At 62.2% G+C, this 12467-nt stretch carries 14 protein-coding genes; 7 read left to right on the top strand and 7 right to left on the bottom strand.

Going from position 1 to position 12467, the window contains the following annotated elements; genetic code table 11:
• Nucleotides 1-23: 23 nt before the first annotated feature.
• Entirely contained in the window at nt 24-422 is a 399-nt protein-coding gene (locus tag ACZ5Y5_RS00135) for a DUF2946 family protein (RefSeq protein WP_464809201.1), read from the bottom strand.
• A gap of 152 nt (nt 423-574) precedes the next feature.
• Here ACZ5Y5_RS00135 and ACZ5Y5_RS00130 point away from each other — a divergent pair, with 152 nt between their 5' ends.
• Together ACZ5Y5_RS00130 and ACZ5Y5_RS00125 are read left to right on the top strand one after the other, a co-directional pair.
• Complete coding sequence (locus tag ACZ5Y5_RS00130; protein ID WP_464809200.1) at nt 575-985, top strand: MerR family transcriptional regulator; 411 nt, start codon at nt 575-577, stop codon at nt 983-985.
• Nucleotides 986-1040: 55 nt separating this feature from the next.
• On the top strand, nt 1041-2843 hold the full coding sequence (locus tag ACZ5Y5_RS00125) for an acyl-CoA dehydrogenase C-terminal domain-containing protein (RefSeq protein WP_464809199.1): 1803 nt from the start codon (nt 1041-1043) through the stop codon (nt 2841-2843).
• Between the two features lie 60 nt (nt 2844-2903).
• Here the strand turns inward: ACZ5Y5_RS00125 and ACZ5Y5_RS00120 are convergent, their stop codons facing one another.
• A complete protein-coding gene (locus ACZ5Y5_RS00120) occupies nt 2904-4166 on the bottom strand; it encodes a chloride channel protein (RefSeq protein ID WP_464810551.1) in 1263 nt (420 codons plus the stop codon).
• A gap of 308 nt (nt 4167-4474) precedes the next feature.
• On the opposite strand from ACZ5Y5_RS00120, the gene ACZ5Y5_RS00115 reads away from it, so the two are divergent.
• A complete protein-coding gene (locus ACZ5Y5_RS00115) occupies nt 4475-5002 on the top strand; it encodes a porin family protein (protein ID WP_464809198.1) in 528 nt (175 codons plus the stop codon).
• A 158-nt stretch (nt 5003-5160) separates the two neighbouring features.
• On the top strand, nt 5161-6228 hold the full coding sequence (locus ACZ5Y5_RS00110) for an alpha/beta hydrolase (RefSeq protein WP_464809197.1): 1068 nt from the start codon (nt 5161-5163) through the stop codon (nt 6226-6228).
• A 63-nt stretch (nt 6229-6291) separates the two neighbouring features.
• Here ACZ5Y5_RS00110 and dnaJ read toward each other — a convergent pair whose 3' ends face one another.
• A complete protein-coding gene (gene dnaJ, locus ACZ5Y5_RS00105) occupies nt 6292-7425 on the bottom strand; it encodes a molecular chaperone DnaJ (RefSeq protein ID WP_464809196.1) in 1134 nt (377 codons plus the stop codon).
• Nucleotides 7426-7552: 127 nt separating this feature from the next.
• Nucleotides 7553-9451, bottom strand: a complete 1899-nt coding sequence (gene dnaK / locus ACZ5Y5_RS00100) for a molecular chaperone DnaK (protein ID WP_464809195.1) — start codon at nt 9449-9451, stop codon at nt 7553-7555.
• Nucleotides 9452-9625: 174 nt separating this feature from the next.
• Here dnaK and ACZ5Y5_RS00095 point away from each other — a divergent pair, with 174 nt between their 5' ends.
• Nucleotides 9626-10096 (top strand): copper chaperone PCu(A)C, encoded by a 471-nt coding sequence (locus ACZ5Y5_RS00095; RefSeq protein WP_464809194.1) that lies wholly within the window; start codon nt 9626-9628, stop codon nt 10094-10096.
• Nucleotides 10093-10557 (top strand): vgr related protein, encoded by a 465-nt coding sequence (locus ACZ5Y5_RS00090; RefSeq protein ID WP_464809193.1) that lies wholly within the window; start codon nt 10093-10095, stop codon nt 10555-10557. Before ACZ5Y5_RS00095 ends, ACZ5Y5_RS00090 begins: the two co-directional genes overlap by 4 nt.
• Before the next feature lie 24 nt (nt 10558-10581).
• Here the strand turns inward: ACZ5Y5_RS00090 and arsC are convergent, their stop codons facing one another.
• The 3 genes from arsC to ACZ5Y5_RS00075 are packed head-to-tail and all read right to left on the bottom strand — an operon-like array spanning nt 10582 to nt 12015.
• Nucleotides 10582-10992 (bottom strand): arsenate reductase (glutaredoxin), encoded by a 411-nt coding sequence (arsC, locus tag ACZ5Y5_RS00085; protein ID WP_464809192.1) that lies wholly within the window; start codon nt 10990-10992, stop codon nt 10582-10584.
• The gene (locus ACZ5Y5_RS00080) at nt 10985-11668 is read right to left on the bottom strand and encodes an MIP/aquaporin family protein (RefSeq protein WP_464809191.1); all 684 of its coding nucleotides are present in this window, start codon (nt 11666-11668) and stop codon (nt 10985-10987) included. The genes arsC and ACZ5Y5_RS00080 overlap by 8 nt, the downstream gene beginning before the upstream one ends.
• Complete coding sequence (locus tag ACZ5Y5_RS00075; RefSeq protein WP_464809190.1) at nt 11650-12015, bottom strand: ArsR/SmtB family transcription factor; 366 nt, start codon at nt 12013-12015, stop codon at nt 11650-11652. The genes ACZ5Y5_RS00080 and ACZ5Y5_RS00075 overlap by 19 nt, the downstream gene beginning before the upstream one ends.
• Before the next feature lie 107 nt (nt 12016-12122).
• Between ACZ5Y5_RS00075 and ACZ5Y5_RS00070 the strand changes: the two genes are divergently transcribed.
• Entirely contained in the window at nt 12123-12467 is a 345-nt protein-coding gene (locus ACZ5Y5_RS00070; RefSeq protein WP_464809189.1) for a hypothetical protein, read from the top strand.

The raw sequence follows: 12467 nt of genomic DNA, 5'->3' as shown, positions 1-12467 counted from the left end.
AGTGCGTTGAAACAGAACCGATTTCAGGAGGTGGCGGGTGGCCCGGACGAAGGTGGCGGCGGCGCGGCTAGGCGCGCGATCAGCCCCGTCTTGAGGGCAAAGGCTATCGGCCCGAAGGCGAGTTGCCAGGCGGGCAGCGGAAGATCCGCGAGGATGAGCGGCGGGACAGCGGGCTGGACGGAGGCGGCGAAGGCGCAATGCTGCTGGATCGGCGCGCCGTCATCCTGCCGGTGAGGCGCCTTTTCGCGATCGACAAGCACATTGACCGCGCCTTGGCCGGTGCAGAGGGTTACGACGATGCCGCGATCGGTGCGGACCGGCATGAAGCCCGAAGGAGCGATCATCTGAATGGCGAGGACGAGCAGAGCCAGGGCGGCGAGCAGGCCGCGAGCTGTTTCCGATTGTCTGATTGCCCCCAACATGATGGGGCGCACTTAGCGGCGGAGGGCGTCGCTGTCATCAGGACAAAAGGTCCCTGCTCGGCGAAATCATGAAGGAAATGGCGAGTTGAAACGATTTTGGAAGCCGAAGGATCGCACTTGACGTTAACGTAAACCTCTCCTAGCTAATGGCCATGGACCAGCGCAGCAGCATCGCGGGCATAGAATTGCCCGACCATCAGGAACGGCAGACCTACACGATCACCGATCTGTCGGAAGAGTTCGGCGTGACGGCGCGGGCATTGCGCTTTTATGAGGATGAGGGACTGATCGCGCCGGAACGCCACGGCCTCGCCCGCATCTATTCGCGGCGCGACCGCGCCCGCCTCGCCTGGATTTTGCGCGGCAAGCGGGTGGGGTTCAGCCTGGCCGACATTCGCGAGATGATCGACCTTTATGACGCCGACGAGGAACATGAAGAGCAGCGGCGCGTCACAGTCGCCAAATGCAAAGCCCGCATCGAGCTGCTGACGCGGCAGAAAGTCGATATCGATGCGGCCATCGCCGAACTGTCGGACTTCGTGAAGGCGATCGAAAAGCCCTGAACCCCGCCACCCCGCCACCCCGCCAAAATAGAAAAACGCCCGGAGAGACACGATCATGCCCAGCTATACCGCCCCGCTTCGCGAGACCCGCTTCGTGCTCGACCATGTCGTTGGGCTCGACCGCTACACCAATTTGCCCGGGTTCGAGAATGCGACGCCGGACCTGGTCGAAGCGATCCTGGCCGAAGGCGGCAAGATGGCGGAAGAGGTGCTGTTTCCGTTGAACGCCGTGGGCGACAAGGAAGGCTGCACCCGCCATCCGGACGGCAGCGTGACGACTCCTCCAGGCTTCAAACAAGCGTTCGACACCTATGTGGAGGGCGGCTGGACGACGCTGCACGCGCCGGTCGAATATGGCGGACAGGGCCTGCCCAATGTCGTCGCGTCGGCTGTAGGCGAATATGTGCTGTCGGCCAATCACAGCTTTGAAATGTACCATGGCCTGACCAGCGGCGCCGTATCCGCCCTGCTCGCCAAGGGCAGCGAAGAGCAGAAGCAGAAATATATCCCCAATATGGTGTCGGGCAAATGGACCGGCACGATGAACCTGACCGAGCCCCATGCCGGCACCGACCTTGGCCTGATCAAGACCAAGGCGGTTCCCCAGGATGATGGCAGCTATGCCATCACCGGCACGAAGATCTTCATTTCGTCGGGCGAGCAGGATCTGACCGAAAATATCATCCACCTGGTCCTGGCCAAAACGCCGGACGCGCCGGAAGGCAGCAAGGGCATCTCGCTGTTCGTGGTGCCCAAGATGCTGGTGAATGACGATGGATCATTGGGCGAGCGCAATGCTGTGTCCTGCGGCTCGCTCGAACATAAGATGGGGATTCACGGCAATGCGACCTGCGTCATGAATTATGACGGGGCGAAGGGCTGGATCGTGGGCGAGGAAAATAAGGGCCTGGCCGCCATGTTCATCATGATGAACGCCGCGCGCATGTGGGTTGGCATGCAGGGACTGGGGCAGGCCGAGATCGCGTTCCAGAATGCGGTCCATTATGCCCGCGAGCGACGGCAGGGCCGGGCGTTGACCGGACCCAAGGACATTCAGGAAAAGGCCGACACGCTGTTCGTCCATCCCGATGTGCGACGGATGCTGATGGAGGCGAAGGCCCTGACCGAAGGGCTGCGGGCGCTGATGTTGTGGGGCGCATTGCAGGTCGATCTGGCGCAGCATGCCGCGACGGAGGAAGAGCGGCAGGCGGCGGACGACCTTGTCCAGCTGCTGACCCCGGTGCTGAAAGGCTATGGCACCGACAAGGGCTTTGATGTTGCGGTCATGTGCCAGCAGGTGTTCGGCGGCCATGGCTACATCTGGGAAAATGGCGTCGAACAATATGTGCGCGACGCCCGCATCGCCCAGATTTACGAGGGCACCAACGGCGTGCAGGCGATGGACCTGGTTGGCCGCAAGCTGCCGATGAATGGCGGGCGGGCACTGCAGGCTTTCTTGAAGATCGTTGCGGACGAGGTGGCCGAAGCGAAGGGCAATGCGAAGCTGGCGAGCGTAGCCGAAGCGCTGGAAAAGGCGAGCGGACAGCTGGGCGCGGCGACGATGTGGCTGATGCAGAACGCCATGCAAAATCCCGACAATGCCGGGGCGGGCGCGGTACATTATATGCATATTCTGGGCATCGTATCGACCGGCCTCATGTGGTTGCGGATGGCGAAGGCCGCGGCGGCGCTGCTGGAGGCGGCTGAAGGCGACGCCCGCTATTTGGAGGCGAAGCTGGTCACGGCGCGCTTCTTTGCAGAGCGGGTGATGCCGGATGCCGGGGCGCTGAGGCGGAAGATCGAGGGTGGCGCGGAGAGCCTGATGGCGATCGATCCGGACATGTTCCTGGCGGCTTGAGCTGGGAGCGCTTGCCCCGCCATTCGGTCAATATGCAAGCAGCCTTCCGCGTGCGCGAGGTCAAGCTGGCAGGAACTGTTTCGAAAGTGCGTGATACAATTTGGGCTGACAAACGAGCGAGCTGACCCAGTCGGCTATAAGCGCGGTCGCGAATAGCGGAAGGATCATCGATCGCTCTGCCGTCATCTCCATCATGATGATCGAGGCCGTTAGGGGAGCGCGAACGACACCCGTGAAGTAGCCCGCCATGCCAAGAAGGACGACGGCGCCAGACGGGGCAAAGGGCACCAGATGGGAAAGCAGGCTACCGAGGCCAGCCCCAACAGACAGCGAGGGGGCGAATATCCCGCCGGGCGCTCCGCTGAGCGCCGTCGCAAGCGTTGAAATGAACTTGGCCGGACCGAAGATCAGCGGCGCGCGCTCCCCAGCCAATAGCCCCTGCGTCGTTTCATAGCCCGTGCCCCAGGTCAGCCCTGCAGTAGCAACGCCGCCTATCGCGACTATCAGCCCACAGCCGCCTGCAAAAAGCAGCGGATGCGCCCGCACCCGTACAAGGATCGGCGAACCTGAGCTGCTCATCGCGATCAAGCCGCGCGAGAAGAAGCCGCCTGCCACACCGCCGACGACGCCTGCCAAGGGCGCTACAAAGAGCATGTCCCTGACGGGCATTTTTTGGCTCATTACGCCGAAATAAACATAGTCGCCGGACAATCCGAGACTGACCAAGCCGGATATCATCACAGCCGCCATCACGAAGACCGCCACTTTCTGTTCGAAGGCGGAAGCGAGTTCTTCAATCGCGAAGGCCACGCCCGCTACCGGCGTATTGAAAGCGGCAGCAACGCCCGCCGCTCCGCCTGCTATCATAACCCCGGCAGAGACCGGCACCCGCAGCCAGCGATGTACCGCCACCATCAGAGCCGCGCTGATCTGTACCGTCGGCCCTTCGCGGCCTACCGAGCCGCCAGCCAGCAGCATCATGACTGTACCGGCCAATTTGGCTGCGCCAGAACGCAGGGAGACGAGCGGCCCCCTGGAAGCCAATTCAGGATTGTGTCCTGCGGCTATCACCTGGGGGATGCCCGATCCACGCGCCGCCGGCGCCCAGCGGCGCGTCGCGTAAACAACCATCATGAAGATGGCGGGAGACATTATGAATGGCACAAGGGGATGAGCGTCAGCCACTGTCGCGAAAACGCTTTGGGCAAATTCCCCGCTCTTGGCGAACAGAATGGCGACGAGGCTCAGCAGGATCGCGCCGACGACGGCCGCTACCCTGCCCCTGATCTTGGCAGGCACCTTATCCAACAGGGTCGAGAACATGGAAGCGGGGTAACGTCCGCTGCTTCCCGTGCCAACCCGGATCAGGCTGTTCACAAGATCAAAGAGTATCAGCGCTTAAGGTGGGGAAAGCGCTATCCTGGACGCTATCGGCACCGAGAAAATAGCGTCCTGCCCCGCGGATTACCGTTTCGCTTAGGACGTCCGCGGTCCGATTCAAGGCGTGATGCAACATTGCCACAGCCTGTTGTGCAATGCGGCATCTATTGCATTTCAATGCTTTACTCCTTCCGACCTCCTTCTCTAAGCCGCGCCGGACAGGGAATTTAGAAACCAGGGAAAGGAGTCCCATGAAAAAGTTCATCGCTTCCGCGCTGCTGCTCGCCAGCGTTTCCGCACCGGCCTTCGCACAGGATGCCGTGCCCTTCTCGGGTCCTTACATCGGCGCCGTCGTCGGTCTGGACCATGTTGACCTCAACTCGGTCAATCACGACAGCGGCCTGCTCTATGGCGGCGTCGTCGGCTATGACATCAACGTCAACGGCGCGGTGTTCGGCGTCGAAGGCGAATATGCCGATTCCGACGCCAAGGAACTGGGCGTTCACACCGACCGTGACCTGTACGCTGGCGTGCGCATCGGCGGCGAAGTCGTCCCGAACGTGCTGGCTTATGCGAAGGGCGGCTACACCAATGCCCGCTTCGAGGACGCAGCAGGCGACGGCGTGAAGCTCGACGGCTATCGTCTGGGTGCCGGCCTCGAAACGACCGTTCAGGGCTTCATCGTCCGCGGCGAATATCGTTATTCGAGCTATGAGAATGCTGGCGGCTTCAAGCCCGAGCGTCATCAGGCTGCTCTGATCCTCGGCTACCGCTTCTAAGAACCGGCAAGCTTCAAAGGAGGGCGCCCCATGCTTGGGGTGCCCTTTTTTTTTGTGCCTTTTGCGGCCGACATGTTCGTTCGTTGACGCAGGTTAAATAGAACTGTATCGTACGATATAGGCAGCCGGCAGAGCAATCGGCCAAAGGGAGGATGATCATGCGCCGCATTATTATGACTGGCGTGACTGTCATGGCCGCGGTTCTTGCCGCCAATGTGGTGCAAGCCCAGACCAAGCCCAATCCCATTGAAGCAGACGGCACGGTGAATGTTCCGGGTTTCCGCTTGCCGCCTTCCATATATCTCAGTGAAGAAGCGCGAAAATCCCTGCCCCGCCGCCCCTTCGACGCTAACGACATGCTGACCCAGCTTATCGAAAAGGGCAGGGTGCCGGCAGCGCGGCAGATGATGGCGCGCAACATGGCGTCGGCTGTGCGCAAACTGGCCGAGCAGCACCAGGTTACGTATCGCGAAGTGACGGTGGGGGGCGTCCACGGCTATCTGGTAACACCCGCCAAACGGAGCGGGTCGCGCGGCAACATCCTGATCAACCTGCCGGGCGGCGGCTTCATCATGGCCAATGCTGCTGCCGGGGGACTGCAGGAATCCATTCCGCTGGCGGGGCGCACCGGCTTTGAAATCCTGACGATCGATTATCGGCAAGCGCCGGAAGCTGTTTTTCCGGCGGCCAGCGAAGATGTCGCGGCGGTTTACAGGGAGCTGCTCAAGACGCGCAAACCGTCGCAGATCGGCATTTTCGGAAGCTCTGCAGGCGGGCTGCTGACGGCGCAGGCGATTGCCTGGTTCCAGCATGTGAAGCTGCCTTCGCCGGGCGCGGCGGGCATATTCTGCGCGTCAGCGGATGCGCGCTGGGCTGGTGACAGCTGGTACACGTTCAAACCGATGCAGGGGCTGACCACGCCCGCGACGCTGGATGAACGCTTCTATTATGGCGACCACGATCTTCTGGACCCGCTCATGTCGCCGATGATGTCGAGCGACGTGCTGCGCTTCTTCCCAGCCACCTTGCTGCTGACATCGACGCGGGCGGGCGAGGTCAGCGCGGCCGTCAACACGCATCGCGAATTGATCAAGGCCAAGGTGGATGCCGACCTGCATGTGTGGGACGGGCTGGACCATTGTTTCTTCGGAAACCAGGAACTGCCCGAAGCGCGCGAAGCGCTGGATGTGATGACGGACTTTTTCCGGCGAAATTTGCGGAAGTAGCTGCGGACATTCCCGCCCCTGTCAGGGGGAGGAATGTCCGTCATTGTTGGGCGCATGCCCGGGTCAGTCGCCCCAGAGTTCCTTGAGCTTGCTGAAGAAGCCGGTCGATTGCGGGCATTCCTCACCCGTTTCCGTTTCGCGGAAGGCTTCGAGCAATTCCTTCTGCTTGGCGGTGAGGCGCGTCGGCGTTTCGACATCGATCTGGACGACGAGGTCGCCCTGCCCCCGGCCGTTCAGCACGGGCATGCCAGCGCCCCGCTGGCGGATCTGCTTGCCGGACTGAATGCCGCTCGGGATCTTGATCTCATGCCGCTGGCCGTCGAGGCCGGGCACTTCGATGCAGCCACCGAGCGCCGCCGTAGTGAAGCTGACGGGCGCGCGGCAGAAGAGCGTCGTGCCGTCGCGTTCGAACAGCGAGTGACGCTTCACATGAAGGAAGATGTAGAGGTCGCCTGCAGGTGCGCCGCGTGCGCCCGCCTCGCCTTCGCCAGAGAGGCGGATGCGCGTGCCTTCGTCGACGCCTGCAGGGATGTTGACCGACAGCGTCTTGGGCTTGTCCACCCGGCCCTCGCCGCGGCAGCTGCGGCAGGGGCTTTCGATCACCTGACCTGCGCCGTGACAGCTGGGACAGGTGCGTTCGACCACGAAGAAGCCCTGTTGCGCGCGGACCTGGCCATGACCGCCGCAGGTGCCGCAGGTCTTGACGCCGGTGCCGGGCTGCGCGCCTGAACCGTCGCAGCTCTCGCAGGCAGCGGAGACTTCGATCTCAATCTCGGTCTTCTTGCCATGATAGGCTTCGTCGAGCGTGATCTCCATGTCGTAGCGCAGGTCCGCGCCGCGCCGCTGCGCCTGACGGCCGCCGCCGCCAAAGCCGCTCTGGCCGAAGATCGTCTCGAAAATATCGCCAAGGTCGGAAAAGCCGCCCGCGCCGCGCTCGTTGAAGCCGCCCCCGCCGCCATTTTGGGCATTGGTGTAGGCAGCGTGGCCGTAGCGGTCATAGGCCGCACGCTTCTGCGGGTCCTTCAAACACTCATAGGCTTCGGAGACAGCCTTGAACTTGGCCTCGCCGTCGGTGCATCCCCCGGTCTTGTCCGGGTGATATTTCATCGCCAGCTTGCGGTAGGCGCTCTTGATGGTCGAGGCGTCGGCAGTGCGTTCGACCTCGAGCAGTTCGTAATAGTCCAGTTCGGTACTCATTGGGGCCCCCGCCCGCTTTGCCCGTCACCCCAGCGAACACTGGGGTCTCTCTCGATCACGGGCATCAGATTGCAGGAGGGAGAGAGATTCCAGCTTGCGCTGGAATGACGGGTGATCAGCATCAGCTTCAAGCCTTGTTGTCGTCCACTTCCGAGAATTCGGCATCGACGACATCATCATCCGCCTTGGGAGCCTCAGCACCCGGCGAAGCGGCTCCGGCCTGTTCCTTCTCGTAAATGGCTTGGCCGAGCTTCATAGCAACCTGAGCGAGTTCCTGCGCCTTGGCCTTCATGGCTTCGGCGTCGCCGCCTTCGACAGCCGACTTCGTCGCGGCGATCGCGGTTTCGATCTCCGACTTCAAGCCAGCGTCGATCTTGTCGCCATGCTCGGAAAGCTGCTGCTCCGTGGTGTGGATCAGGCTTTCGGCGTTGTTCTTCGCCTCTGCGCCTTCACGCCGCTTCTTGTCTTCGTCAGCGAAGCGTTCCGCGTCCTTCACCATCTGTTCGATGTCGGCGTCGGACAGACCGCCCGAAGCCTGGATGCGGATCTGCTGTTCCTTGCCGGTGCCCTTGTCCTTGGCATGGACGTTGACGAGGCCGTTGGCGTCGATGTCGAAGGTGACTTCGATCTGCGGCACGCCGCGCGGTGCGGGTGGGATGCCGACCAGATCGAACTGGCCGAGCAGCTTGTTGTCCGCCGCCATTTCACGCTCGCCCTGGAACACGCGGATCGTCACCGCCTGCTGATTGTCGTCGGCGGTCGAGTAAACCTGCGACTTCTTGGCGGGAATCGTGGTGTTACGGTCGATCATGCGGGTGAACACGCCGCCCAGCGTTTCGATGCCGAGCGACAGCGGGGTCACGTCGAGCAGCAACACGTCCTTGACGTCGCCCTGCAGAACGCCCGCCTGGATAGCCGCGCCCATGGCGACGACTTCGTCCGGGTTGACGCCGGTGTGCGGCTCCTTGCCGAAGAACTCCTTCACGGCCTCGCGCACCTTGGGCATGCGGGTCATGCCGCCGACGAGGACGACTTCGCTGATCTCGCTCGCGGAGATGCCAGCGTCGGCCAGCGCCTTCTTGCAAGGGTCCATGGTCCGCTTGATGAGGTCGGTCACCAGACGTTCCAGATCGGCGCGGGTGATGTTCTTGACGAGGTGCTTGGGACCATTTTGGTCAGCGGTGATGAAGGGCAGGTTGACTTCCGTCGACTGCGCCGAGGAAAGCTCGATCTTCGCCTTTTCGGCTGCTTCCTTCAGGCGCTGCAGAGCCAGCTTGTCCTTGGTGAGGTCGATGCCCTCATCCTTCTTGAAGCCTTCGGCCAGATATTCGACGAGCTTGGCGTCGAAATCTTCACCACCCAGGAAGGTGTCGCCATTGGTGGACTTCACCTCGAACACGCCATCGCCGATCTCCAGGATCGAGATGTCGAAGGTGCCGCCGCCAAGGTCATAGACGGCGATGGTCTTGCCGTCCTGCTTTTCAAGGCCATAGGCGAGCGCAGCCGCGGTCGGCTCGTTGATGATGCGCAGCACTTCAAGGCCGGCGATCTGGCCGGCGTCCTTGGTCGCCTGACGCTGGGCGTCGTTGAAGTAAGCGGGAACGGTGATGACCGCCTGCGTGACAGTTTCGCCCAGATAGCTCTCGGCGGTTTCCTTCATCTTCTGCAGGATGAAGGCCGAAATCTGCGAGGGCGAATAATCCTTGCCGCCCGCCTGGACCCATGCGTCGCCATTGCCGCCCTTCACGATGTGATAGGGGACAAGCTCCATGTCCTTCTTGGTGGTCGGATCGTCGAAGCGGCGGCCGATGAGGCGCTTCACCGCGAAAATCGTATTGTCCGGATTGGTGACGGCCTGACGCTTGGCGGGCTGGCCGATCAGGCGCTCGCCATCCTTGGTGAAGGCGACGATCGACGGCGTGGTGCGCGCGCCTTCCGCATTTTCGATCACCTTGGGCTTGCCGCCATCCATCACAGCCACGCAGCTGTTGGTGGTGCCAAGGTCAATGCCGATTACTTTTCCCATCTTGTCCTCTTTGAACCCCAATTCATTCAGCGGTTGACGGCCCCATACCTCACGAAAGCGCCAAGGCAAGGCCGGTTTGCGGATGGGATATAGGCGCGATCTTTCTTGGCACAAGAAGTGCCTGCGATTACCGTGGCAAGCGACCGGAAACGAGACAGTCACGAAAGTGGAATGATGCGCGCACCCCTATCCTTTTTTGCCTTGGCCGCCCCTCTCGCGCTGGCGGCCTGCGGCGATCCAGCACCCACCTATATCGACCAGGCATGGGTGCGGCTCAGCCCCAACAAGGAAACCCCGTCGGCCGGTTATTTCGTGGCGCATGGCGGCGACGCGGCGACCCAGCTGCGTGGCGTGCTGACCGATTATGCGCTGAAGGTCGAGATGCATGAAAGCATGAACCATGATGGCATGACCATGATGCAGAAGCTCGATTCGGTGGATATTCCCGCCAAGACGAAGGTCGCCTTCGCACCGGGCGGCAAGCATCTGATGATCTGGGGCGTCAATGATACGGCGATCAGCCGGGGCAAGATGACCTTCACTTTCCTGCTGGCCAATGGCGACCGGTTGCTGGTGGACGCGGTGATCCAGAAGCCTGGCGCTGCGGGCCCTTCACCCAAGCCTGAAGAGTCCAAGGCGCATTGACCAGCCGCGTCCTCACATCGGGGGAGATCGCGCTCGCCCGGTCCATTTTCGGCGATGCGATCGCCTATGACCGGGTGTGGGCGCATAACCGAAAATGGTGGCCGCTCCAGCCCGACCGCGTAACCATGGCGCCGGACGGGGACCTGTGGTTCCCTCCGAAGGGCGGGCTGTTCTGCGCCGACTTCTGCGATCAGCCGCTGCATCTGCAGAGCCATTTCATCCATGAGATGACACATGTCTGGCAGGCGCAGCGGGGCGGGAAATGGTTTCTGCCGCTGATGCGGCACCCCTTCTGCCGCTATGGCTATGAGATGGTGCCGGGCCGCCCTTTCCAGCGGTACGGGCTTGAGCAACAGGCGGAGATCGTGCGGCACGCTTTCCTGATGCGCCGGGGCGGGCGGGTCGAGGGGAAGCCGCCGCTGGAGGTTTATGAGGCTTTGCTGCCTTTTGAGGGGGCGTGAAGGCGAAGGCGCTTACAGCCGCCTTCAAAGCCTGACTATCTCGCCATCTTCCTTCGTGAACTGATCGGGCAGGCGTTCCAGCAGGGTCAGCACGACCTCTGACGGGCGGCATAGCTTCGTGCCCTTGGGGGTTACGACAATCGGGCGGTTCACAAGGACCGGATGCTCGACCATCGCCGCGAGAATGTCTTCATCCGACGTCGTCTGTTGCAGCAAGCCGAGTTCGGCGGCGGGAGTGCCCTTTTCCCGCAGCACATCGCGTGGCGACGCGTCCATGTCCAGGAGCAGGCGCTCAAGCAACGGACGTGTCCAGCCAGCCTCCATATAGGGCACGATTTGAGGGAGATAGCCCGCCGCTCCGATCATCGCGAGCGCGTTGCGGGACGTACCGCAGGCAGGATTATGGTAGATAGTGACCGGAAAGGCATCAGACATGGGGCGGCTCTTCCTGGATGAGCCAGCCGAACAGCGGAAGCGCGAGGAGCGCGCCCGCAAACTGGCTGGCGATGAACAAGGGGACCGAAGACGGAGCGATCCCGGCGAAGCTGTCGGTAAGCGAACGGGCGACGGTCACGGCGGGATTGGCGAAGGAGGTGGATGCAGTGAACCAGTAGGCCGCCGTGATGTAGAGGCCGACTGCCGTGGGCGTGAATTCCGGCCGGGACCGCTGCGTGGTCAATATGGTTCCGATGAGGCCGAAGGTGGCGACGGCTTCCGCAAGGCCCTGCCCCCAGCCGTCGCGCAGCTTGGCGGAAACCTGCATCAGCGGCTCCCCAAACATGGCGTGAGCAATCCAGACGCCAAGGACAGCGCCGGCCAGCTGTGCCGCCACATAGAGCAGCGCGATGCGGGGCGCGGTCTCCCCGCGGAGGAGGAAGGCCAATGTCACTGCCGGGTTGAAATGCGCGCCAGACAATGGCGCGAACATGTGGATCAGGACGACCAGTCCCGCTCCTGTCGCGACCGTGTTGCCGAGCAGGGCGACCGCATCATTCCCGGCCGAAAGGCGCTGCCCCATGATGCCGGAGCCTACGACGATCGCCAACAGCATCGCCGTGCCTAACGCTTCAGAGACAATATTGCGCGTCAAGGTCATGGGGCTGCGCAACATTGGGCGGCTTCGGCGATACCTGCCAGTGGCGCGCATATCTCCGGCCGTCCTCCACAACAGTCCGAGACAAGAAAGCCCAGAAGATCGCGCATCGCTCCATAATCGGCGGAGTAGATGACCGAGCGGCCCTCGCGCCGGGATTGGATCAAGCCTGCATGACCCAGAATGTTTAAATGGGTTGAGAGCGTGTTGGGCAGTACCCCAAGCTCCCGCGCTATTTCGCCCGCGGGCACGCCATCCGTGCCCGCCCTTACGAGGAGGCGGAAGACGGCGAGCCTGTGGCCATGCGCCAAGGCCGAAAGAGCTTCGACGGCGTCGGGTAGCTGAATCTGTTTCTGCGTTTTCAAGGAGGAGCCTTGGGGTATATTTCTGGTTTCTTCGAATTATCGAACTTTCTCGCGCCGAGCAATAGGCGTGAGGAGGATTTTGGAGTAGCCTTCATGCGATGCGCATGATGACTGCCCTCCTTCCACTTGCCGCCTTCCTTGCGGCGCCTGCGCTGGCTGACGCGACGGAGCGGGTTGGGCATTATTATCTGCGCGGGGTGATGGAGACCGGGTCGGAGTTGCTGCTTCGCGCCGATGGGCGCTTTCAATGGTATCTGGTTTATGGCGCGCTCGACCTGTTTGCCGAAGGGCGGTGGCAGGAGAAGGACGGGGTCGTGCTGCTCACGGCGGAAAAGACCAAGGATGTGCCTGAGCCCGGCTTTCAGACGCTGACGTTGACCATCAAGGATCACGCGCTGGTGCCGCCCGATGGGCGCGGGGCCTATGTTCGGCCGTCGGACGAGAAGGACTGA

The sequence above is a fragment of the Sphingobium sp. TomTYG65 genome, from assembly GCF_055395525.1.
Note: the sequence above shows the minus strand (reverse complement) of the source record. Positions and strands in the feature narration are given on the sequence as shown.

Excerpts from the sequence above, each read along its gene's own strand:
- ACZ5Y5_RS00120 (WP_464810551.1), bottom strand. The coding sequence starts at position 4,166 with ATGTTCTCGACCCTGTTGGATAAGGTGCCTGCCAAGATCAGGGGCAGG.
- ACZ5Y5_RS00070 (WP_464809189.1), top strand. The coding sequence starts at position 12,123 with ATGACTGCCCTCCTTCCACTTGCCGCCTTCCTTGCGGCGCCTGCGCTG.
- dnaJ (WP_464809196.1), bottom strand. The coding sequence starts at position 7,425 with ATGAGTACCGAACTGGACTATTACGAACTGCTCGAGGTCGAACGCACT.
- ACZ5Y5_RS00130 (WP_464809200.1), top strand. The coding sequence starts at position 575 with ATGGACCAGCGCAGCAGCATCGCGGGCATAGAATTGCCCGACCATCAG.
- arsC (WP_464809192.1), bottom strand. The coding sequence starts at position 10,992 with ATGTCTGATGCCTTTCCGGTCACTATCTACCATAATCCTGCCTGCGGT.
- ACZ5Y5_RS00110 (WP_464809197.1), top strand. The coding sequence starts at position 5,161 with ATGCGCCGCATTATTATGACTGGCGTGACTGTCATGGCCGCGGTTCTT.
- ACZ5Y5_RS00125 (WP_464809199.1), top strand. The coding sequence starts at position 1,041 with ATGCCCAGCTATACCGCCCCGCTTCGCGAGACCCGCTTCGTGCTCGAC.
- ACZ5Y5_RS00135 (WP_464809201.1), bottom strand. The coding sequence starts at position 422 with ATGTTGGGGGCAATCAGACAATCGGAAACAGCTCGCGGCCTGCTCGCC.
- dnaK (WP_464809195.1), bottom strand. The coding sequence starts at position 9,451 with ATGGGAAAAGTAATCGGCATTGACCTTGGCACCACCAACAGCTGCGTG.
- ACZ5Y5_RS00095 (WP_464809194.1), top strand. The coding sequence starts at position 9,626 with ATGCGCGCACCCCTATCCTTTTTTGCCTTGGCCGCCCCTCTCGCGCTG.
- ACZ5Y5_RS00115 (WP_464809198.1), top strand. The coding sequence starts at position 4,475 with ATGAAAAAGTTCATCGCTTCCGCGCTGCTGCTCGCCAGCGTTTCCGCA.
- ACZ5Y5_RS00080 (WP_464809191.1), bottom strand. The coding sequence starts at position 11,668 with ATGTTGCGCAGCCCCATGACCTTGACGCGCAATATTGTCTCTGAAGCG.